Below are 20,192 nucleotides of genomic sequence, written 5' to 3' on the forward strand. Positions count from 1 at the left end.
CGGGTCGAGAGGTCACGACACCCCGCATGGGGGGACGGCACACGGGGTGTCGTGACCACTCGTTCGTGGGCTGTGGAGAACGTGGCACCGGTCAGCGGCGCTGCGGCCACGCTGGCGCGGTGCGTCCTGCGCCTCTGCCCGAGCCCCTGCGGACGGCTCCCATCACCCGGGACCTGGCCCGGGACTCGGGTGTGCCGCTGAGCAGGCTCGAGCGCGGGGACCTCACCGTCGTCACCCGCGGGGTGCGGGTGGTCACACCGCCGGCGTCACTGCAGGCCCGCGCCGCAGCCTTCGCCGCGGCGATGCGCCGTGAGGACCACGCCTTCTCCCACGTCACCGCGGCCATCCTCTGGGGACTCCCCCTGCCCACGAGGGTCGAGGGCCAGTCCGACCTCGACGTCGTGTGGTCGACGCGACGGGGTCGGGTGCGCCGGGACGGGTGCATCGGCCACCGCGGGCTGGAGTCGCGCGCGGTGAGCGACCACCTGGGGCTGCGCGTGACCGCCCCCGCCGACACCTGGTGCGACCTCGGTGAAGTGCTGCGTCGCGGGCTGACGCGTGACGACCTGGTCGTCGCCGGGGACGCGGTCGCCAACCTGCTCGGCACCGATCCGGAGGCGGAGCCCGTGCACCTCATGGCCGAGTCTCTCCACCGCCGCGTGCGACCGCGGGGGAAGGTGATGCTCACCGAGGCGCTGGCGCTCGTCCGCCCCGGCGTCAGGTCCCCGATGGAGACCCGTACGCGGTTGATGTTCCACCGTGCCAGCCTGCCCGAACCCGAGCTCAACGTGCCCGTGATGTTCGAGGAGGGCGGGTGGATGCTCGAGGGCGACTTCGTGTGGCGCCGGCAGCGGGTGATCGGCGAGTACCAGGGCGCCCACCACGCGACGATCCGCCAGCGCGGCGTCGACCACTCCCGCCGGCTGCTCGCGGAGGACGACGGCTGGACGTTCCTCGAGCTCTTCGCCGACGACGTCTTCACGCGCAGTCGTCGGATCGCCACGCTCACCCGTCTGGGTGCCACCCTGGGGGTGCCCGCCGGTGACCTCCACCTCTGGTGAGCGAGTCGAGCGGTCACGACACCCCGGGTGACCGGACGGCATACGGGGCGTCGTGACCCTTCGACTCAGATGCCGAGGTAGTGCTCGAGCCCAACCGTGAGTCCCGGGTGGTCGGAGACCTGGCGGACCGCGGCGATGACACCGGGCATGAAGGAGACGCGGTCGAACGAGTCGTGCCGGATCGTCAGCATCTCGCCGGTCTGCCCGAAGAGCACCTCCTGGTGCGCGACGAGGCCGCGCAGACGGACCGAGTGCACACGTATGCCGTGTGCGCGCGCGCCGCGCGCACCGTCGGGGTCCGCCGTGGTCGCGTCGGGGACGGCGCCGAGACCCGCCGCCTCGCGAGCCCGGCCGATGAGCTCGGCGGTGCGGGCCGCGGTGCCGGACGGCGCGTCGACCTTGTCCGGGTGGTGCAGCTCGATGACCTCGGCCGACTCGTAGAACCGGGCCGCCTTCTGGGCGAACGCCATCATGAGGACGGCGCCGATCGCGAAGTTCGGGGCGATGAGCACGCCCACCTCGGGGTGGCGCGCGAGGCGCGTTCGCAGGTCGGAGACGGCGTCGTCGCCCCACCCGGTCGTGCCCACGACGACGTGCACACCACGGTCGACGCAGTGCGCGACGTTGGCGGCCGAGGCGGCCGGGACGGAGAACTCCACGACGACGTCGGCGCCGGCGAGGTCACCGAGGTCGTCGCCCTCGTCGAAGCGCCCCACGAGCTCGAGGCCGTCGGCCGCCTCCACCGCCCGGCAGACCTCCGAGCCCATCCGGCCGGCTGCACCGATGACCGAGACCGTGCGGGGAGCGCCCGTGTTCGCATTCACGCCGTGAGCCTAGCGGCGACCGGCGCGTCGGTCGGCGGGGGACGAATCGGCGGGTTGTTCACCTTCCGTTCACCTTTCGTCTATCATGAGGTGAACATCAGGTGAACGACGGGGGAGCTGCCATGAAGAAGGTCGTCACGACCGCGACCGGCCCGGCGTGCCTGACGCTGCGCTGGGTCCCCGTGACCCGCGACGGACGCACCAGCATGGAGATGCGCTGGGTCGCCCCGACCCCGGTCCCCCGCACCACGCGCACCGCCTGAGGCACCCCCCTCCGTCAGTCCGCCGACCGGCCGCCCCAGACCTCGCCGAGGGTCCGCAGGTCGGCGGTGACGTCTTCGCGGTAGCGGGTGTAGAAGGGGTCGAACGGGGTGCGCAGGTGGTACGCCCTCACGGTCTGCGCCTGCACCGAGACGATCCTGCCGCTCGCCCGTGAGAAGAAGTCGCGGTGGTCGACCATGCGCAGCCGCTCGTCCCACCTCACCGTCCGGATCGAGGCCGTGCGGGCAAGGTGGAGCTGGGGCGCCTTCGGCACCACGGGCAGGTCGCCGATCATCGTCCCGAAGGGGACGAGCGGTGCGCCCGCACCGGGGAACAGCGCCTCGGCTCCGTGCCAGTGCACGGCGCGCCACCGGGGCAGGTCCACGCGGGACAGGGCGACGAGGTCGACGGCCGGGTGGTCGTCCAGGTAGTTCATCGCGGCGACGATGTCGCTCGCGGCGGTGAAGACGATGTCGTCGTCCGTGGTGAAGACGAGCTCGGTGCCCACCGCGTCCAGGGCTGCGTTGCGGCCCGCGGGGACGCCGCTGTTGAAGGGCAGCGCGATGACGTCGATCCCGGCTCCCAGCCCGGTCACCGGCACGCGCGAGTCGTCGGCGACGACGATCCGGCCGTCGAAGACGGTGCGCGCACTCGCCAGGCACCGCCGCAGCACCTCGGGGCGCTCGAACGTCTTGACCGTCATCGTCACGCGTCGCGCGACCTCGGCCCGTTCCGCCTCGGTGGCCTCCCCGAAGCGGGTCCTGTCCACCCGACGGACCACCGACAGCTGCGCCCGTTCGGCGTGGTGGTAGCCCGCTCGCAGGGGCGCGCCGAAGCGCCCGCGCATCACCCGCTTGACCTGCTGCGTGTCCACGTCGTCCCTCCGGAGTGCGGGTGTCGAGACCATGATCCACACCAGGGGACCTCACGGCACACGGATCGGGTATGCCGGCCCGTCGCCGTGCGCGCGGATCCGCCCCGCACCACGGCGCGCGCATCCGGTGAACGGGCACGTAGGGTCACCCCGGTGGAGGGCCCGAGGACGACCCCGCACGCGCCGGCGGGCATGCCGTCGTACGCGCGGGTCTTCCGGACCCCGGGCTTCGTCCCCGCCTTCCTGGCCCTGAGCGTCTCCACGTGGGGCGACTACATCGCCCGCATCGCCGTGGCCTTCGTCGTGCGGGAACGGACCGGCTCCGACCTCGCGATGGCGGCGACCTTCGCCGCCAGCCTGCTGCCGAGCATCCTCGGACGCAGCCTGCTCAGCCCTCTGGCCGACCGCATCCCCTACAAGCACGTGCTCGTCGGTTCGGACGTCGTCCGCGCCATCTTCGTGGTGGCGATCATGGCCGCGGTCGGGCAGGGCAGCCCGGTGGTGGTGCTGCTCGCCCTCCTGTTCGCTCTCGAGCTCTTCGGCGGCCCGGCCGGTGCCTCCGTCCAGATCCTCCTGACGGACCTGTTCGCGGACCGTCGGGCCTTCCTCAGGGCCCGAGGGATCACCGCCCTCGCCGAACAGGTCAACCAGGCCATCGGGCTCGCCGTCGGGGGCATCATCGTCACCGTCCTCTCGGTCCGCGGTGCGCTCCTCGTCGACCTGGCGACGTTCCTCGTGTCGGCGGCGCTCTTCGCGGTCGCGGTCAAGGCGCGCCCGGTGAGCGGAGAACCCAGCCCCGGGATCGTCGGGTTCTTCCGTGACATCGCCGCGGGGGTCCGATACCTCGCGCACCATCGCGTGCTCGTGTCGCTCCTCGCGCTCAGCCTCATCGCCATGTGGGGGGTCGTCGCGCCAGAGGCGGTCGCGATCCCCTACGTGCTGGGCCACGACCTTCCGCCCTGGCTCGGTGGGGTGCTCATGGCGGCACCCGTGAGCGGTGCCGTCGCGGGCCTGGTCGTCGTGGGGCGGTGGCAGCCCGAGGTCGCGAGCTCGAGGATGATCGGGATGGCGCTCCTCATGCCCATCCCGTTGGTGCTCTCCGCGGTCGTGCCACCGACCCTCGGATGGCTGCCGACGGTCTGGCTGATGTGGTTCCTCAGCGGCGTGCTCCAGGCGTTCGTGCTGCCGCTCCAGGCGACCTTCGCCCTCGTGGTCGCCGCCGACCTGCGTGGGCGCGTCATCGGGCTCGCCGGCGCCGCCTCGATGACCGCCTCGGCGCTGGGCTTCCTGCTGGCCGGTTCCCTCTCCGAGAGGCTCGCGCCGCGGACGGCGCTGGCCATCTGCGCGATGCTCTGCCTCGGTGGCATCGCCCTGCTCGCCGCGACCTGGCCGACGCGGTCGGTGGACCTCGCGGTCGACGAGGCGTTCAACGACAGAACGATCAAGGGAGAGCGATGACAGAGCACCACGGTTCGCCGGGGCCAGCGGTGGCCCCCTCACCGGGTCACAGCCGGCTGCGGCTGCCCGTGACCGGACCGGAGGTGAGCTTCCACCACTTCTTTCCCGACGGGCCGATGCCCGTCCCGACCCGGGCGATCCTGCGCGACCTGCTGCCGGCCAAGGCCGTGAAGCGGTGCCCTCCGGTGACGGTCGGCAGCTCCTACGGCTGGCTGCTGTTCCCTCCGACGTCGTTCGCCGTCCGCTGGGTCAAGGAGGGTCTCGAGTTCGCGCTGATGGACGACGACGGCCGGATCGGCTCCTGGCAGGTTCTCGACTCGGGACGCCCGGGCCGGCACCCCGGGACGGAGGCTGCCCTGGCGGGCGTTCCGGAGCACCGCCTCGAGGAGCTGCGTGAGGCCCTCGGCGACGGAGGTGTCCCGCTGGTCGACCCGAACCCGGCGGATCCGCGCGAGTTCCAGATCTTCACCGGGGTCACCGTTCGGACGGCCCCGGGTTGGGCGTCGTTGGTGCGGCCGATCCCCAACCTGCCGGTCCCCCCGGACACGCATGACGTCGTCGACGGGGTGGTCGAGACCGCGTGGTACGGCAACGGGTTGCCCGTCATGGTGAGGCTGCGTTCCCGTGACGAGATCGTCCGCTTCGCGCGGTCCACCCCCATCGCCGCGATCCAGCCCGTTCCCGTCGCTGCCTTCGCCGCGGAGAACTCCGTGGCCACCACGGGGGAACCCGGTCTCGGCAACTGGGACGAGGACGAGTGGGAGCGTTTCGTCACCACCCGTCGCCGACGCCTCGACTCGCTCCCGGGCTCCTACCGTCGCGCCATGCACGCCCATCACCACGAGGCGCCGCCCGAGCAGGACTGACTCCCCCGGCGCCCGGGAGCGGGCCACCCGGGAGAGCGCCCTGCACGCCGACGGGGCGGCACACCGATTCGGTGTGCCGCCCCGTCGTCACGCGTGCGCGTGTCGGGTCACTCGTCGCCGGAGGCGTCCGCGGACTCGGAGCGCTGGCCACGGCCACGGCCGCCACGGCGACGGCTGCGCTGACGGCGCTCGCCACCGTCCGTGGCCTCGCCGGAGTCGGCCGAGTCGCCGGAGTCGGCCGAGTCGCCGGAGTCGGTCGACTCGGTCGCGTCGCTGCCGTCGACGGGAGCAGCCTGCGCGACCGGGGCGTCGTCGAACGTCGGGGCGTCCGCCACGACCTCGGCCTCGCCGCTGTCACCCTCGGCGAGGACGGCCGCGAGCGACAGCTTGCCGCGCGGGTCGACCTCCTTGAGCTCGACCTGGACCTTCTGGCCCACGGCGAGGACGTCGTCGACGTTGTCGATCCGCTTGCCGCCGACGAGCTTGCGCACCTCGGAGATGTGCAGCAGACCGTCCTTGCCGGGGAGCAGCGAGATGAACGCGCCGAAGGTCGTCGTCTTAACGACGGTACCGAGGAAGCGCTCGCCGACCTCGGGCATCTGCGGGTTGGCGATCGCGTTGATCGCCGCGCGGGCCGCCTCGGCCGACGGACCGTCGGTGGCACCGATGTAGATGGTGCCGTCGTCCTCGATGGAGATCTGGGCGCCGGTGTCGTCCTGGATCTGGTTGATCATCTTGCCCTTCGGGCCGATGACCTCGCCGATCTTGTCGACGGGGACCGTCACCGAGATGACGCGAGGAGCGAACGGGCTCATCTCGTCCGGGACGTCGATCGCCTCGTTCATGACGTCGAGGATGTGCAGACGGGCCTCACGGGCCTGGGTCAGCGCGCCGCCGAGCACGTCGGCGGGGATGCCGTCGAGCTTGGTGTCGAGCTGGATGGCCGTGACGAACTCGCGGGTGCCGGCGACCTTGAAGTCCATGTCGCCGAACGCGTCCTCGGCGCCGAGGATGTCGGTGAGGGCGGCGTACTGCGTCGCTCCGTCGACCTCAGCGGTGACGAGGCCCATGGCGATGCCCGCGACCGGGGCGCGCAGCGGCACACCGGCGTTGAGGAGCGACAGGGTCGAGGCGCAGACCGAGCCCATCGAGGTCGAGCCGTTGGAGCTGAGCGCCTCGGAGACCTGGCGGATCGCGTAGGGGAACTCCTCACGCGTCGGCAGCACCGGCATGAGCGCACGCTCGGCGAGCGCTCCGTGACCGACCTCGCGGCGCTTCGGCGAACCGACCCGACCGGTCTCACCGGTGGAGTACGGCGGGAAGTTGTAGTTGTGCATGTAGCGCTTGCGCGTCACCGGCGACAGCGTGTCGAGCTGCTGCTCCATGCGGAGCATGTTGAGGGTCGTGACGCCCATGATCTGCGTCTCGCCGCGCTCGAAGATCGCGGAACCGTGCACGCGCGGCAGGACCTCGACCTCGGCCGACAGCGCGCGGATGTCCGCGAGCCCACGGCCGTCGATGCGGACCTTGTCGGTGATGATGCGCTGGCGGATGAGCTTCTTCTGGACGGCGCGGTAGGCCGCGGAGACGTCCTTGGACTGGTCCGCGTACTCACCCTTGACGTTCTCGCCGTCACCCACGAGGGCGAGGTGCAGCTCGGACTTGATCTCGTCGAGTCGGTCCTCGCGCTCCTGCTTGCCGGCGATCTGGAGGGCCGCAGCGGTCTGCTCGGAGACCTTGGCCTCGACCACGGCGTACAGCTCGTCGCTGTAGTCGAGGAACAGCGGGAACTCCTGGATCGGCTTCGCGGCCGTGGCGGCGAGCTCGGCCTGGGCCTGGCAGAGGACCTTGATGAACTTCTTCGAGGCCTCGAGGCCCTCGGCGACGACGTCCTCGGTGGGAGCCGTCTTGCCCTCGTTCTTGACGAGGTTCCAGGTGTTGTCGGTGGCCTCGGCCTCGACCATCATGATCGCGACGTCGCTGTCGTCGGCGTCGCCGACGACACGGCCGGCGACGACCATGTCGAACGTGGAGCGCTCCACGTCCGAGAACTGCGGGAAGGCGACCCACTGGTCGTCGATGAGCGAGACGCGGACGGCACCGATCGGGCCCGAGAACGGCAGGCCGGAGATCTGGGTGGACGCCGACGCCGCGTTGATCGCGAGGACGTCGTACTGGGCGTCCGGGTTGAGCGCGAGCACCGAGATGACGACCTGGACCTCGTTGCGCAGACCCTTGGTGAAGGTCGGGCGCAGCGGGCGGTCGATGAGGCGGCAGGTGAGGATCGCGTCGGTGGACGGGCGACCCTCGCGACGGAAGAACGAACCGGGGATCTTGCCCGCGGCATACATGCGCTCTTCGACGTCGACGGTCAGGGGGAAGAAGTCGAACCCCTCGCGCGGGTGCTTCCCGGCGGTGGTGGTGGAGAGGAGCATCGTGTCCTCGTCCAGGTAGGCGGCGACTGCGCCTCCGGCCTGCTTGGCCAGTCGTCCGGTCTCGAACCGGACCGTGCGGGTGCCGAACGAGCCGTTGTCGATGGTGGCTTCGGCGAACGTGATCTCAGGACCCTCCATGGGTCCTCCTTTTCTTGAGTGTCAGACCGTGCATCGTCGTTGTGCACGGGTTCTCGTGATGGTCGTGCTGGTGGGACGTCCTGCTATGGAGTTGTTCTGCACATCCGAAAGAGCGGCCCCCCGTGAAGGAGAGCCGCTCCGACGGAAATCGGTGGGTCAGCGACGCAGACCGAGGCGCTTGATCAGCGAGCGGTAGCGCTCGATGTCGATGTCCTCCAGGTAGCGGAGGAGGCGGCGGCGGCGGCCGACGAGGAGCAGCAGGCCACGACGGCTGTGGTGGTCGTGCTTGTGCTCCCGGGAGTGCTCGGTGAGGTCGAGGATGCGCTGGGTGAGGAGCGCGATCTGGACCTCGGGGGATCCGGAGTCGTTCTCGGTCGTGGCGTACTCGGACATGATCTTCTGCTTGACGTCTGCGTCCAAAGGCATGGGCGAGAGACTCCTTCTGGTGTGGTTGCGCGGCGCTCCCGGGCTGGTTCACCGAGGCTCTCTGGATCCGCGGCCGATTCTCACGGCGTGCCAAGGCTACCAGTGGGCGTGTGGCCGCCCTAATCACCGGGGAGCAGGTATGCCGTTCAGTGCCGGGAGGATGACCGCGAGCGCCGCGTCGATCTCGTCCGCACACCGCTTCGCGGCCCTGCGGCCACGGCGGTAGGGGTCGGCGACGTCCCACGCGAGGCTGTCGGGCCGGGCCACCGCGACCGCCGCGTCGAGCGTCTCCAGACCCCCGTGCGGGGTGGGGACCCGACCGACCGCGTCGGCGAGCTGGTTCAGCCCGAAGACCTTGGGGGCGTGCTCCGGCCAGGCCTCGAGGATCCGGAGTCGGTGTGCGAACTCCACCGTGACGACCACGTCGCTGTCGGCGAGGACGACGTCCGAGACCGACCGGCTGACGTGGCCCTGCGACGACCCACCTCGCGCCTCGAGCTCGACGACCATCGCGGGATCCATCTCCCGGCCCGCGAAACCCGGCACTCCGGCGCTCGCGACGACCAGGGCTGGGACCCCGGCCAGCAGGTGGGCCGCCCGACGCTCGGCGTACGGCGAGCGAGAGATGTTGGCGGTGCAGACGAAGAGCACCCGCAAGGGCTGGTCCGGCCGTGCCGAGGTGTCGCTCACGCCGTCAGGCTATCCGCGCGGTCGGGCTCGCTCGCAGGAACCGCTGGATAGGGTTGCGGCAGTCCTGCGCTCCCCCGAGCGAACGCGTCACACAGAGAGGCTCCGCCCCGTGAGTGACGTGCTGCGGTTGCACGGTCTCGGCGCTGCCGTGGAGGTGCGCTGCGGCGGGGGCGCCGGCCCCGTGCATGCAGCCGCGATGCGGGAGGCGTGGAGCCGATGCCTCACTCCTCACGACCCGACGGCGGAGCAGCACGAGGGCGAGCCCGTGGATGTCTCGCTCGACGACCCGGGCCGGCTCGCCGCGACGATGCAGTCGACGACCCAGGACGTCACCAGGGCGCTCATCGGTGCGCGCGCCGGCCAGCTGCTCATGTTCCATGCTGGCGCGGTCAGCGACCCCCTCACGGGTGCGACCCTCGTCCTCGTGGCGCGGGGAGGGACGGGCAAGACGACGCTGACCCGCCTGCTCGGTGAGCGTCTCGGGTACGTCACCGACGAGACGGTCGGCATCGACGCGAACGGGGCGATCCACCCGTACCCCAAACCGCTGTCGGTGCGCCGGCCGGACGAGCCTCGGGTCAAGGACGAGCTGTCGCCCGACACCCTGGCCCTCGCGCCGGCCCCGACGTCTCCCCGCGTGTCCCGCCTCGTCCTCCTCGAGCGCAAGCCGGGGCACCGGACGGCACGCGTCGAGGAGCTGGCGTTCATGGACGCCGTGTTCGCTCTCGCGGAGCAGTCGTCCTCGCTCCACGCCCTCCCGAAGCCACTGACCCGGCTCGCCGACCTCATCGACGACGTGGGACCCGTCATCCGTCTCCACTACGGCGAGGCCGCGGACGCCACGAGCGACGCCCTGGGTCTGCTCGGGGTGGCGCTGTGAAGGTCCAGCGCCGTCAGGACCAGGTCGTGGACTGGCTCAGCCGCGACGGAGAGACGATCGTGCTCGCCCGCCGCAGCATCGTGCGGCTCAGTGACGTGGGTGCCGCCGTCTTCGCCCTCACCGAGCGGCCCGTGGACATCGAAGACCTGGCCCGGGGCCTCGAGGCCGAGTTCGGCCCGCCCGGGAGCGGGTCAGCCCTCGCGGCAACGACGGACGCCGTGACGGAACTCGTCCGTCACGGCGTCGTGCGTCGGTCTGAGTAGGCGCCCCTTCGACCGCGCTACTTCCCGCACTTCGGCGGGATGATCACGCCACAGCTCGGGTTCTGCACCGGCGGCGTGTCGGGGAAGGTGAACCCGTCGACGGCCGGCGGGTGGTTGTCCGGGTCGCTTCCAGCGGGCAGCGTGTGCCCCCAGGGAACGCTGATCGTCCCGGTGAGGGACACGTTGGCCGAGTTCCCGTTCTCGCCGGCGTTGAGGATGATGACCAGCGACGAACCTGCCTCGAGGAGGTAGGGGAACTCGATGACCTCGCCGGTGATGGCATCGACGGCCGCCTGGAAGAACAGGCTGATGTCCGGGTTGGTGTCCGTGAACGTGATGAGGTACGAACCGGGGCCGGCCGGGTCCTCGTTGAACAGGTAGATGTCCTGGTCGGTGGGGTTGCTGATCGTCACGTCGAAGATGTAGCCCTTGACGAAGACGTTGCCGCACGAGTTGCCCGGGAGCTTGCAGGCGTCACCCACGGTGATGACCGGCCCACCTCCGGACGACGCGTAGGCCGGCGTGGCGACGACGAGCGGGACGACAGGCACGGCCCACGCCGCGCCCTTGGCGATCGTGCGACGCGAGATCCGACGCTCTTCGACCTTGTCACTCATGCGAACTCCCCTGAAGTGGTCATTGAAATCCTTGCCAAGGTATCACCGCCGGAATGGCCTTTACGGCCGTTTCATGGAATGTGACCACAAAGGCGAAAACCATTACACCCGTGGCCATTTCGCACGAAATGACTAGTCACTCCGTCGCTGAGAGCAGGCCTTTGCTGACCAGGTCACGGAGGTACTGCTCCACCTCCGTGACGATCGCCTCGCGCGGGACGCCGACCACGTCGCCCACGGCACGGGCGACGTCCGTCTCCCCATCGGCGGCCAGCACCCAGATGACGGCGGCGGTGTCCGTGAGGATGAACGGTGGGCCGTCCGGAAGGGCCATGAGGAAGACCTGCGTGGCGTCGGTCCGGGGGACGACGAACGCCACCCGGGGTGGCACGACGAACCGGCTCATCGCCGGCCCCCCGCTCGGTCGGTCGCGGAACGCACCACGGCGAGCAGCTCCTTCGCGCCACGTCGTGCGCTGGTGCCGTAGGCCGACGCCACCTCCCGGGCGCTGGGGGGACGCCCGAGGCTGGCCTCCATGCGGTGCCGGTTGGGGATGACGAGCCGGACGGCGGTGCGCAGCGCGGCTCGTCGGTTCGGGGCGGCCCTCACCCGGGCCGCCCAGATCCGCGCCTGTGACCGCTCCCCCGTCGAGAGCACCTTCCACAGGTCGTAGCCCGGCTCGCCGACGAACTCGTCGAGGCGGCCGGTCCCCGCGGCCAGCGCGACCGAGGCCCCGATGTCGTCGGCGAGCCGGACCACCTCGTCCCTCTGCGTGTCGGTCGCATCCACCCAGCAGCGCCGGATGTCGGGGTGCCGCAGGGCCCCCGACCTCGCGGCGTGGACGATGAGGAGGAGTCGTTGCGCCGGCAACGACGGCACGGGACACGGCACGCCGGCCAGCTCGGCGGGGTGCCGCTCCGACCAGAGACGGTCGAAGGCGTCGGAGGCATCGGCGTCGATCCCGGGGAAGCGTCGGTGCACGTCGACCGGCGCGAGGATCGGGTGCACGAGGGTGGACGCGTGCTCGAACGCCGAGCCGTCCTCGAAGCGGTACTGGGTGCTCCACCCGTGGCGGTGCATCGCGTCGAGAAGTCTGGGCACGTGCTCGGGCCGGACGAGCACGTCCGCGTCGATGCTCTCGCGGGGCCCGTCGAGGAGGCTCGCATCGACGGACGGCCCCTTGATGTGGAGCAGGTCGACGCCGTGGTCCTCCGCGAGCACCTGCAACGAGGCGTGCGCGAAGCGGATGCCCACGGACCAGGGCATCGTCGTCGCGTCCACGGCCCGACCCTACCGAGTCGCCGGGCCCCGAGGGGCGCCGATGGTAGCGTGCGCGCGTCAGGCCCGGGAGGGCTCTTCGTCGCCTCGACATGGGGGAACGCACGTGAAGGTCGTGGTGACCGGCGGCGCCGGGTTCATCGGCTCCAACCTGGGCCGCGAGCTGCTCTCCCGTCCCGAGGTGGACGAGGTCGTGGCCATCGACGACCTGTCCACCGGCTTTCGCGCCAACCTCGACGGCAGCGGCGTCACCCTCATCGAGGCGAGCGTCCTCGACACGACCGCCCTCGACGAGGCGTGCCGGGGGGCCGGCGCGGTGGTCCACCTCGGCGCGCTCCCCTCGGTGCCCCGCTCGGTGCTGGACCCGGTCGCCTCCCACCACGCCAACGCCACCGGCACGCTCGAGGTGCTCCAGGCCGCCCGCCGGGCCGGCGACCTCCACGTCGTCGTCGCCTCGTCCTCCTCGGTCTACGGCGCCAACCGCGAGCTGCCCAAGCGCGAGAGCATGCGCACCGCGCCCATCTCCCCGTATGCCGTGAGCAAGCAGGCGACCGAGGCCTACGCGATGTCGTTCGGACACACCTACGGGATGCCGGTCCTCGCCTTCCGGTTCTTCAACGTCTACGGCCCGTTGCAGGCCGCCGGCCACGCGTATGCCGCCGTGCTGCCCGCCTTCATCGACGCGGCGCTGCGCGGCATCCCGCTGACGATCCACGGCGACGGCGAGCAGACCCGCGACTTCACGTTCGTCGGGACGGTCACCCGCGTCATCGGTGACGCCGTCGTCAACACGGTCACCGACCTCGAGCCGGTCAACCTCGCCTTCGGCACCCGCACCTCGCTCAACTCCGTCGTGGACGAGCTCTCCGACATCCTCGGGGCGCGTCCCGCCGTCGAGCACGTGGAGACGCGCGCCGGGGACGTGCGCGACTCGCAGGCCGACAACGCCCGGCTGCGCGGCCACTTCCCCGACGTCAGCCCGGTCGCACTGCGTGAGGGTCTCGAGGCCACGGTCGCCTGGTTCCGGACGCTGCCCGAGTACCAGGGCTGACCCTGTCGTCCGACGCGCCCCGCTCCCCCCTGCGGGCCGCTGGTCTGCCTGAGGTCGCGGGGCTGCTCCTCCTGCTCTGCTGCATCGGCTGGGCCCTCGTCACGACCGTCCGCTCCGACCTGGGGCTGCCGCTCACCTCGCCCTACGTCGTCGCGCCGCTCGTCCTCGCCGTGGGCGTGGCCCTGGGTCGGGAGCTCGCCCGGTGGGCCGCCGACCGCAGGGTGCACGTCGCCCTGCTCGGTGTCGGTGTCGTCCTCGTGCTCGGCGTCCTGCTCACGGCAGAGCCGGGGAAGAACCCCCTCGGCTATGCCAACGCGAACGCCGCCCTCGCGGTCCAGGTCGTCGCGCTCGCCGGGCTGGCCCTGCTCGCCGCGCCACGGCACGGCCGACGGCTGCTCGTGGTCGCTCTCGCCCTCGCGGCGCTTGCGACCCTTCTCAACCGGTCCGCCGCGGGGGTCGCCGTGGCGCTACCCGTCGCCGTCACCGTCGGACTCGCCGTGTGGCGCCGGCCGAGACGTCGCTGGTGGGTGGTGCTGCTCGCGGCAGCCACCGCGGTCGCCGCCGCCGTCCTCCTCCTGCGCGCTGCGGCCAGCCCGGTCCTCCCGGGGTGGGCGGACCGGATCTTCGACTCGGTCCGCCAGCAGCTCTGGCACGATGCCGTCGCGCTGTGGCGGACCCGGCCGGTGGTCGGTGCGGGCGTGGGTTCCTTCCCCGACGCGACCGCGCTGTCGGTCGACCCGGACACGTCCACCGCGCACTCCTCGGTGCTCCAGGTCGGTGCCGAGACGGGCTGGGTGGGGGTGGCCCTCTTCGGGGCGGTGGCGCTGGCCGGTCTGCTCTGGACGCTGCGGGCCCCGGCGCCCCAGGCGGTCGTCGCGGCCACGGCGTGGACCGCCCTGCTCGTCCACTCCTACATCGACCACCTGCTCGAGTTCGCCCCCGTCGTGCTCGCCGCGGGCCTCGTGCTCGGCTGGGCGGAGGCGAGCCATCCGTCAGAACAGCTCGACGTCCCCGAGGGTCAGGGCCCAGTCACGGGGTGAGGGGGGCGACGCGGCGAGCGGCCGGGTCGTGAGCAACGGCCCCTGGCGCGGCAGCGGGACGAGTCCGGCGGAGCGACCGGTGCGCAGGCCGATGGCGTAGTCGGCCCCGGTCTCGCCGAGGACACGACGCACGAGGGTGGCGCCGGTCCGCACGTCCGGGACGAGCTGTTCGACGATCGCCGCCTCGACCGCGTCGCCGCGTCGGCGGAGCCGGAAGACCACCCCTCCGCGTGAGGGGTCCTCCTCGTCGGCCAGCAGCAGCCGGTAGTGGAGCGGCCCGAACGACGTCCTCCACGCGAGGTACCCCGGCGTGCGGTGGGTGCGCACGCCGGAGGTGGGCGCGTGGCGGAGCAGGCCCTCGACGACGTCACCGTCGGTGAGCGCCTTGCCGGCGTCGTCGCCGACCTCGGTGGCCTCGGACCACAGCGCGGCCGGCACGCGCGAGCTCAGCATCGAGACCAGCGAGCGCGGTCCGCGCGGCATCACGCCGACCGGCAGCTGCCGGGCGGCGCTCCAGCCCATCTTGAGGTAGCCGGGGCGGCTCTGGTCGTTGGGCGTGTTGAAGACGATGCCGTCGCCGGCGAGGGTCATCTCCGCGACGCCCTGCAGGGTGAGCGTCCGGAAGATCCCGAGCCCCCGGTAGGCCGGGTCGGTCGCCGTGTCGACGGCACGCACGGCCCGCAGCAGCCTGCCCTCCCCCGTGAGGAACTCCCACCGCAGGAAGGTCCGGTAGCCGACGACCACCCCGTCGTGCAGCGCCACCCAGGCGGGGGAGACGCCGAACGGGTTCTCGCGGTGCTTCCAGTGCAGGAAGGCCTCGTAGTGGGGGTCGTCCACCTTGCCCAACGACGCGCGGAGCATCGGCAGGGCCGTCGCGTCGTCCCCCGGCTCGGCCGCCCGGATGACGAGGTCCTGCGCCTGCACCGTGCTCATCCGCGCCCCACTTCGTCGTTGGTAACCTGTGCGAGTTTACGGCTGCGAGCCGACCGCGTCCTGCGCTCGCGTGGCCCGATCACCCCGGGAGGGACCGCATGGGGAGCGCCACCCCGTCACCCGCGCCCGTGCGTGTCCTCTGGCTGGTCAAGGGTCTCGGCCCCGGAGGAGCCGAGCAGCTCCTGCTCCTCGCCGCCGGTGTGGCCGACCGCGAGCGGTTCGACTACCGGCTCGCCTTCGTCCGGCCCGACAAGACCCACCTCGTGCCGGAGTTCCAGGCGCTGGGTCTCGAGCCCGAACGCCTCGGCGCCGGGTCCGACCGGCGGGGTGGGTGGGTCGGCGACCTGCGCCGCGCCCTGCGCGACGTCGACGTCGTGCACGCCCACTCCCCCGTGCTGGCCTCGGCCGCACGGCTCGTGGCGCGGACCCTGCCCCGCACGCGCCGGCCCGCGGTGGTCGTCACCGAGCACAACGAGTGGACGAGCCACCGCACCCCGACCCGCCTGCTCAACGCCGCCACCGCGGGCCTCGACGCCCGCCACTGGGCCGTGTCGGACCAGGTCAAGGAGACCGTGTGGTCACCGCTGCGGGACGGATATGCCGTGCTCATCCACGGCATCGACCCCGACACCGTGCGCCCCGACCCGGGAGCCCGCAGCCGTCTGCGGGCCGAGCTCGGCGTCGCGGACGACGAGGTCCTCTCGCTGACCGTGGCGAACCTGCGCCGCAACAAGGACTACCCGAACCTCCTCCGGGGGGCACGCATCGCCCTCGACGCCGACCCGTCCCTGCGGTTCGCGGCCGTCGGGCAGGGCCCGCTCGCCGACGAGGTCGCGGCCCTCCACGCCTCGCTCGGTCTCGGTGACCGCTTCCTGCTGCTCGGCTACCGCCGCGACGTGCACGACCTCATGGCGGCCGCGGACGTGTTCACCCTCGCGTCCGCGCACGAGGGGCTGCCGGTCGCGGTGATGGAGGCGTTCGCCCACGGCCTCCCGGTCGTCGCCACCGAGGTCGGCGGCCTCCCCCACCAGGTCACCGACGGCGTCGAAGGACTCCTCGTCCCCCCCGCGGACGCCGCCGCGCTCGCCCGGGCCCTCGTCGCGGTGGCCGCGGACGACGACCTCCGCCGACGGATGGGCGCCGCCGGGCTCGAGCGCTCCGCGGCATACGACATCCGGAACGCGGTGCGCGAGCAGGAGTCGGCGTATGCCGCCCTGCGCACGGCCTCCGCCCGAACCTAGCCGCGCAGTCCGGCGGTCTTCCCGAGGCGCACGGCCGCGGCATACGCCCGCTCGGGGCCGAGCGCACCGGTGAGCTTCGCGGCGAAGAACGGCGGCGGGTCGGACTGGCGGACGGGCACCCGGGCGAGGCGCATCCGGTCACCCTCGGGCAGGTTGCGTCCGAGCTCGCCGGTGGACGCGCTGCGGAACCTGGCGCGCAGCGCCGGCTCCATCGTGGGGACCGGGATCCCCCACGGGTAGGTGAAGTGCGCCGGGGTGACACCGAGGTGGTGCTCGATCGTGGTGGTGCAGGCGTCGAGCTCCGCCTCGTCGAGGGCCTCGGGCCGCACGTGCTGGTGCGTGTGGTTGCCGATGGTGCAGAGCCCTGAGTCGACGAGCTCGGCGAGCTGGTCCCACGTCATGCCGCGACCGGAGGCCTCCTTGGCGGTCGAGCCCTCCCAGACCATCGGGTCGCCCATGAAGCCCGATGCGAGGTAGACCGTGAACGGCAGGGCGCGCTCCCGCAGCAGGGGCCACGCGTTGGCGTGCACGTCGGCGAACCCGTCGTCGAAGGTGAGCACGACCGAGGGCCGCGTGTCGTTCGCGTCGAGCCGGTCGAGCGCGGCATCGAGCGTGAGGACGTCGTGGCCGGCGATGATGTCGAGCTGGCGCTCGAAGTCGGCCGTCGTGAGGTCGAGCTCGTCCGGGGTGCCGCCGCCGACGCGGTGGTAGATGAGCAGGGTGGCGCCGCTCGCCGGGGCGTCTCGGGAGGTCCGGGCGAGGGCCCGCTTGAGACGGCGCCGCCGCGCCTGGGGGTCAGCGGCGGACACGGTCGAGCTTCCTCACGGGGGCGGTGGCCTCCTCGCGGAGCCGGTCGATCGCCGGGAGCGCGAGCAGGACGAGGAAGAACGGGATCATGAGCACCCGCTGTCGCGCCAGGATCCCGAAGTTGCCGAAGCCGGAGAACGCCCAGACGAAGGTGGACACGTAGACCACCGAGAACGTCACGTACGGGCTGCGGGCCATGGCGCTCGGGAGCCGGCGCAGTCGCGGGACCGCCTTGAGGGTGAGGGCGATGAGGAAGACCCCTTCGAGGCTCTGGATGAGCATCTGGGCGTTGTTCGCCTCCCACGGGAAGGGGCGGAAGAGCACCGTGACGAGGGCCCCGGGGATGTCGGCGGGCGACCGGATGGGTGTCGACTCGAAGGCGGACTGGCCCTCGCTCGCCTGGTCGGACGCACTGTCCACCGTGTCCGACACGGCCTGCCAGGAGAAGTCGTCGATCCCGAGGAACGCGGCCGACTGGCTGGTGAGGATGTAGGCCGCCACCCCGAGCACCATCACCCCACCCATCTTGCTGAGCAGGCCGCTGCGCCGGTCGTCGGTGGGCCGGAAGAGCTGGGCGACGAAGAGTGCGGCGAAGAGCAGCACGGCGAGGTGCGGCCGTAGCAGCGCCGTGCCGGCCGCCCCGAGGAGCAGCAGGACGAGGGCACCGCGACGGTGCGTGAAGAGACGCGCGGCTCCCAGTGCCGTCACGCCCACGAAGAACATGAGCCAGGCCTCCTTGCCGATGCTGGAGGGCCAGAAGAGCAGCGACGGGAGGACGAGGACGAGGACGGCATACCTCTTCGTGTTGCCCTCCGGCAGGGCGAGACGGAACGCGCGGAAGAGCAGGTACTGCCCCCAGAACGCGAAGGACGCGAAGATGACGAACGCGGCCAGCGGCGACGGTCCGGTGACCGTGTAGAGCGCCGTGGTGATGAGCTCCATCCACTGCGTCCCCTGCTTGGCGCTCCACTCCCACGAGATGACTCCCCCGCGCCACTGCACGTGATGGGTTGCGGCATAGAGGTTGTAGCGCTGGGCATCGGCAGCCCCGGCATAGACGACGTAGGCGATGTAGTAGCGGCCCAGCGCGCCGACGAGCTTGAGGGCGTAGGCGAGACCGAGGAGCCCCGGAAGCCAGGCCATGTCCGTGGTCCGGGAGACGCGTCGGATGAGGACGACGTTGACGGCGATGACGATCGGCACCCAGATCAGGGCACCCCAGACGTTGTAGGAGTTCGTGCTCACCGCCCACCGGAACGCGGCGGCCACGCCGAGGCCTGCCAGCACGGCCAGGGCCACCGACACGAACCGGAGCCGAAGTCGGTCCTGGATCACCGCGGACTCAGAGCGAGGAGGCGCGGCGGCGGGTGCGCCGGCTGTCCGGCTCGACGTCGTCGTCGTCGACGCCGAGCACCGGGTCGACCGTGGTGGTCGGGTCCGCGGTGCCGACGGCGTCGCGGGAGCGCGTCTCCTCCGCCGGCCCGGTTGTGGGCCGGGACGAGGTCGAGGGGGTGGCGGGGGCGACAGGACCACGCTTCTCGGCCAGCTTGCGCTCGCGCTTGACCTTCTTCTTCGCCTTGCGGGTCTCCCCGTAGCCGTAGCCGTACGCGTCACCGCGTCGCGCCTTGGCGCCCACGAGGATGACCCCGCTCACGGGCACCTGGAACCGACCGACGAGTTCGGCGACCCGGTTGCCGTCGGGCTCGGTGAGCCTCCCGCTGCGGACGACGAGCAGGATCGTGTCGACCATCGGGAGGATGTCGAAGACGTCGCTCGCCTCGAGCAGGGGCGCGGTGTCGATGAGCACGACGTCGGCCATCTCGCGGGCCTCCTCGAGCAGTCCGCCCATGCGGCTGGCGAGGGAGGCCGGGTGGGTGAGGACGGTGCCGGCCGTGATGATCCGGACCCCCGGCACGCTCGTGGGCCGCACCACCGTCTCGAGGGAGGTGCCACCCGGGTCGCTGAGGTAGTCCGAGATGCCGGCACCCTGGGGGACGTCGAAGACGTTGTGGACGTCGGGTGAGCGCAGGTCTGCATCGACGACGAGGACCTTCTGCCCGGTCTCGGCGAAGCTCGCGGCGAGGTTGGCGACGCTCGTCGTCTTGCCCTCGGCGGCGTGCGCCGACGTGATGAGCACGAGGCGTGCGGACGACGCCGAGCGGCGCGGCTCGACGGTGGAGCGACGAGGGGTGTAGTCGCTCGGCATCACCTGACCGGCCGTGTGCGACAGGGCGGTCCGCGCCGCCCGGTAGGCGTCCGAGTAGAGGTTCAGGGGGTCCTCGACGACCGCGATGCTGTTGCGGTTGCGCTGGGAGCGCTTGAGTCTGGGCACCTCGGCGATGATCGGCATGCTCAGCGCGTCGCCGATCTCGCTGCGGCTGCGCAGGCGCGAGTCGAGGCGGTCGAGGAGGAGGGCGAGACCCATGCCGACCAGCAGGCCCAGCAGGGTCGCGATCGCGGTGCGGGGTCCGCGACCCGGCGGCACGACGAAGCCGCCGTCGTTCGCGGTCGAGGGGATGGGCGTCGCGGGCTGCAGGATCGTCAGCGTCGTGTTCTCCGCGCCGGGCGGACTGGTCTCCTTGAAGAACTTCACGGTCTCGGTGGCAAACGCGTTGGCCACCGCGGCGGCCTCCTCGCCGTCCGAGGCGGTGGCGGAGACGGTGAGGGCCTCCGCGGCGTTGTCGGGTGTCACGGTCAGGCCGGCGGCGAGGCGGGCCGGGTCGCCCTCGTAGCCGACCACCGCGGCCGCCCGCCTGGGGATCTCCCCTGTCGTCATGTAGAGCGGGATGCGTCCCATGTTGCCCGTACGCTCGGGGTCGGTGGAGCCGACGAGGATCGTCGCCGTGGCGGTGTAGGAACCGACCTTTTTCGTCGTGTCGGCGCTCGCCGGCGTCACGAGCCACGTCACCCCGGCAGCGATGACGGCGCAGAGGACGATGACGATCCATCGATGGCGGAACACCTTGATGTAGTCCTGCAGCGTCACGCTGTCCCTCCCTGCCTGCGGAAAATGCGCGTCCCCCGGGTCAGCACGGCGCGCCTTCCAGCT

General features: G+C 71.8%; 21 protein-coding genes. 9 read left to right on the top strand and 12 right to left on the bottom strand.

Annotated features, from left to right (window positions below; genetic code table 11):
• Positions 1-119: 119 nt before the first annotated feature.
• Positions 120-1,061, top strand: a complete 942-nt coding sequence (locus N801_RS08625; RefSeq protein ID WP_156996633.1) for a putative endonuclease domain-containing protein — start codon at positions 120-122, stop codon at positions 1,059-1,061.
• A gap of 65 nt (positions 1,062-1,126) precedes the next feature.
• Here the strand turns inward: N801_RS08625 and dapB are convergent, their stop codons facing one another.
• Positions 1,127-1,885, bottom strand: a complete 759-nt coding sequence (gene dapB / locus N801_RS08630; RefSeq protein ID WP_035936355.1) for a 4-hydroxy-tetrahydrodipicolinate reductase — start codon at positions 1,883-1,885, stop codon at positions 1,127-1,129.
• A 122-nt stretch (positions 1,886-2,007) separates the two neighbouring features.
• Between dapB and N801_RS20995 the strand changes: the two genes are divergently transcribed.
• Positions 2,008-2,148 (top strand): hypothetical protein, encoded by a 141-nt coding sequence (locus N801_RS20995; RefSeq protein WP_169744231.1) that lies wholly within the window; start codon positions 2,008-2,010, stop codon positions 2,146-2,148.
• Positions 2,149-2,162: 14 nt separating this feature from the next.
• Here N801_RS20995 and N801_RS08635 read toward each other — a convergent pair whose 3' ends face one another.
• Entirely contained in the window at positions 2,163-3,020 is an 858-nt protein-coding gene (locus tag N801_RS08635) for a glycosyltransferase family 2 protein (protein ID WP_169744232.1), read from the bottom strand.
• A 153-nt stretch (positions 3,021-3,173) separates the two neighbouring features.
• Here N801_RS08635 and N801_RS08640 point away from each other — a divergent pair, with 153 nt between their 5' ends.
• Together N801_RS08640 and N801_RS08645 are read left to right on the top strand one after the other, a co-directional pair.
• Positions 3,174-4,478, top strand: coding sequence for an MFS transporter (locus tag N801_RS08640; RefSeq protein WP_156996637.1), 1,305 nt, complete (start codon positions 3,174-3,176; stop codon positions 4,476-4,478).
• Entirely contained in the window at positions 4,475-5,344 is an 870-nt protein-coding gene (locus N801_RS08645; RefSeq protein ID WP_156996639.1) for a DUF6065 family protein, read from the top strand. Before N801_RS08640 ends, N801_RS08645 begins: the two co-directional genes overlap by 4 nt.
• A 107-nt stretch (positions 5,345-5,451) precedes the next feature.
• On the opposite strand, the gene N801_RS08650 is transcribed toward N801_RS08645, so the two are convergent.
• The 3 genes from N801_RS08650 to N801_RS08660 form a co-directional block, all read right to left on the bottom strand.
• The gene (locus N801_RS08650; protein ID WP_035936367.1) at positions 5,452-7,917 is read right to left on the bottom strand and encodes a polyribonucleotide nucleotidyltransferase; all 2,466 of its coding nucleotides are present in this window, start codon (positions 7,915-7,917) and stop codon (positions 5,452-5,454) included.
• Positions 7,918-8,073: 156 nt separating this feature from the next.
• On the bottom strand, positions 8,074-8,343 hold the full coding sequence (gene rpsO, locus N801_RS08655; protein ID WP_035936369.1) for a 30S ribosomal protein S15: 270 nt from the start codon (positions 8,341-8,343) through the stop codon (positions 8,074-8,076).
• Between the two features lie 123 nt (positions 8,344-8,466).
• Positions 8,467-9,033 (bottom strand): arsenate-mycothiol transferase ArsC, encoded by a 567-nt coding sequence (locus N801_RS08660; RefSeq protein ID WP_245618314.1) that lies wholly within the window; start codon positions 9,031-9,033, stop codon positions 8,467-8,469.
• A gap of 109 nt (positions 9,034-9,142) precedes the next feature.
• On the opposite strand from N801_RS08660, the gene N801_RS08665 reads away from it, so the two are divergent.
• The gene (locus N801_RS08665; RefSeq protein ID WP_052112779.1) at positions 9,143-9,913 is read left to right on the top strand and encodes a hypothetical protein; all 771 of its coding nucleotides are present in this window, start codon (positions 9,143-9,145) and stop codon (positions 9,911-9,913) included.
• A complete protein-coding gene (locus N801_RS08670; RefSeq protein ID WP_035936372.1) occupies positions 9,910-10,176 on the top strand; it encodes a PqqD family peptide modification chaperone in 267 nt (88 codons plus the stop codon). The genes N801_RS08665 and N801_RS08670 overlap by 4 nt, the downstream gene beginning before the upstream one ends.
• A gap of 17 nt (positions 10,177-10,193) precedes the next feature.
• Here N801_RS08670 and N801_RS08675 read toward each other — a convergent pair whose 3' ends face one another.
• From N801_RS08675 to N801_RS08685, 3 genes are all read right to left on the bottom strand, one after another.
• Positions 10,194-10,793 (bottom strand): hypothetical protein, encoded by a 600-nt coding sequence (locus tag N801_RS08675; RefSeq protein WP_035936374.1) that lies wholly within the window; start codon positions 10,791-10,793, stop codon positions 10,194-10,196.
• A gap of 136 nt (positions 10,794-10,929) precedes the next feature.
• Positions 10,930-11,199, bottom strand: coding sequence for a PqqD family protein (locus N801_RS08680; protein WP_035936377.1), 270 nt, complete (start codon positions 11,197-11,199; stop codon positions 10,930-10,932).
• On the bottom strand, positions 11,196-12,074 hold the full coding sequence (locus N801_RS08685; RefSeq protein WP_245618315.1) for a nucleotidyltransferase family protein: 879 nt from the start codon (positions 12,072-12,074) through the stop codon (positions 11,196-11,198). Before N801_RS08685 ends, N801_RS08680 begins: the two co-directional genes overlap by 4 nt.
• Before the next feature lie 103 nt (positions 12,075-12,177).
• Between N801_RS08685 and N801_RS08690 the strand changes: the two genes are divergently transcribed.
• Both N801_RS08690 and N801_RS08695 read left to right on the top strand, forming a co-directional pair.
• Positions 12,178-13,122 (top strand): NAD-dependent epimerase/dehydratase family protein, encoded by a 945-nt coding sequence (locus tag N801_RS08690; protein WP_035936381.1) that lies wholly within the window; start codon positions 12,178-12,180, stop codon positions 13,120-13,122.
• Positions 13,123-13,292: 170 nt separating this feature from the next.
• A complete protein-coding gene (locus N801_RS08695) occupies positions 13,293-14,162 on the top strand; it encodes an O-antigen ligase family protein (RefSeq protein ID WP_035936383.1) in 870 nt (289 codons plus the stop codon).
• Here the strand turns inward: N801_RS08695 and N801_RS08700 are convergent.
• Complete coding sequence (locus N801_RS08700) at positions 14,115-15,095, bottom strand: GNAT family N-acetyltransferase (RefSeq protein ID WP_035936387.1); 981 nt, start codon at positions 15,093-15,095, stop codon at positions 14,115-14,117. The two genes, N801_RS08695 and N801_RS08700, sit on opposite strands and share 48 nt — an antisense overlap.
• Before the next feature lie 98 nt (positions 15,096-15,193).
• On the opposite strand from N801_RS08700, the gene N801_RS08705 reads away from it, so the two are divergent.
• Positions 15,194-16,336, top strand: a complete 1,143-nt coding sequence (locus N801_RS08705; protein WP_035936390.1) for a glycosyltransferase — start codon at positions 15,194-15,196, stop codon at positions 16,334-16,336.
• On the opposite strand, the gene N801_RS08710 is transcribed toward N801_RS08705, so the two are convergent.
• The 3 genes from N801_RS08710 to N801_RS08720 are packed head-to-tail and all read right to left on the bottom strand — an operon-like array spanning position 16,333 to position 20,129.
• Entirely contained in the window at positions 16,333-17,145 is an 813-nt protein-coding gene (locus N801_RS08710; protein ID WP_035936393.1) for a polysaccharide deacetylase family protein, read from the bottom strand. The two genes, N801_RS08705 and N801_RS08710, sit on opposite strands and share 4 nt — an antisense overlap.
• Positions 17,132-18,448: a hypothetical protein gene (locus N801_RS08715; protein ID WP_156996649.1), complete on the bottom strand. Its 1,317-nt coding sequence runs from the start codon at positions 18,446-18,448 to the stop codon at positions 17,132-17,134. Before N801_RS08715 ends, N801_RS08710 begins: the two co-directional genes overlap by 14 nt.
• A 37-nt stretch (positions 18,449-18,485) precedes the next feature.
• Positions 18,486-20,129, bottom strand: a complete 1,644-nt coding sequence (locus N801_RS08720; protein ID WP_035936397.1) for an AAA family ATPase — start codon at positions 20,127-20,129, stop codon at positions 18,486-18,488.
• Between the last annotated feature and the right edge of the window lie 63 nt (positions 20,130-20,192).

The sequence above is a fragment of the Knoellia aerolata DSM 18566 genome (assembly GCF_000768695.1).
GTDB lineage: Bacteria > Actinomycetota > Actinomycetes > Actinomycetales > Dermatophilaceae > Knoellia > Knoellia aerolata.

Excerpts from the sequence above, each read along its gene's own strand:
- N801_RS20995 (WP_169744231.1), top strand. The coding sequence starts at position 2,008 with ATGAAGAAGGTCGTCACGACCGCGACCGGCCCGGCGTGCCTGACGCTG.
- N801_RS08645 (WP_156996639.1), top strand. The coding sequence starts at position 4,475 with ATGACAGAGCACCACGGTTCGCCGGGGCCAGCGGTGGCCCCCTCACCG.
- N801_RS08650 (WP_035936367.1), bottom strand. The coding sequence starts at position 7,917 with ATGGAGGGTCCTGAGATCACGTTCGCCGAAGCCACCATCGACAACGGC.
- rpsO (WP_035936369.1), bottom strand. The coding sequence starts at position 8,343 with ATGCCTTTGGACGCAGACGTCAAGCAGAAGATCATGTCCGAGTACGCC.
- N801_RS08675 (WP_035936374.1), bottom strand. The coding sequence starts at position 10,793 with ATGAGTGACAAGGTCGAAGAGCGTCGGATCTCGCGTCGCACGATCGCC.
- N801_RS08680 (WP_035936377.1), bottom strand. The coding sequence starts at position 11,199 with ATGAGCCGGTTCGTCGTGCCACCCCGGGTGGCGTTCGTCGTCCCCCGG.
- N801_RS08700 (WP_035936387.1), bottom strand. The coding sequence starts at position 15,095 with ATGAGCACGGTGCAGGCGCAGGACCTCGTCATCCGGGCGGCCGAGCCG.
- N801_RS08705 (WP_035936390.1), top strand. The coding sequence starts at position 15,194 with ATGGGGAGCGCCACCCCGTCACCCGCGCCCGTGCGTGTCCTCTGGCTG.